General features: G+C 64.0%; 1 protein-coding gene. It reads right to left on the bottom strand.

Translation table 11 applies throughout. The features are described 5' to 3' along the window. Positions 1–508, bottom strand: a 508-nt coding sequence (locus QWJ46_RS31405) for an ABC transporter ATP-binding protein (protein WP_302756388.1), incomplete at both ends; no start/stop codon positions are given.

Raw genomic sequence — 508 nt, 5'->3', positions numbered from 1 at the left:
CGCCAGCGTCATCGCCTCGATCTGGTCGTGAGTGACATAGACGAAGGTGGTGCCCATGCGCTGGTGCAGCCGCTTGATCTCGGTGCGCATGTCGACGCGCAGCTTGGCATCGAGGTTGGAGAGCGGTTCGTCGAACAGGAAGACCTGCGGATTGCGCACCAAGGCCCGACCCATGGCGACACGCTGGCGCTGGCCGCCGGAGAGCTGGGAAGGCTTGCGGTCGAGCAGATGACCGATCTGCAGCATGTCGGAGACCTGTTTGATCGCCTTGGCCCGCTCCTCCTTGGGAATGCCGCGGATCTCCATGCCGAAGGCGATGTTGCCAGCCACCGTCATGTTCGGATAGAGCGCATAGGACTGGAACACCATGGCGATGTCGCGCTTGGACGGATGCAACCCGCTGATGTCGCGGCCGTCGATCTTGATCTCGCCCGCGGTGATCGTCTCCAGCCCGGCAATGGTGTTGAGCAGGGTCGACTTGCCGCAGCCGGACGGGCCGACCAGCACG

This window comes from Rhizobium sp. CBN3, assembly GCF_030518245.1.
Lineage (GTDB): Bacteria > Pseudomonadota > Alphaproteobacteria > Rhizobiales > Rhizobiaceae > Rhizobium > Rhizobium aethiopicum_A.
The sequence above is the reverse complement of the archived record's forward strand: the minus strand, read 5'-3'. Positions and strand labels throughout refer to the sequence as shown.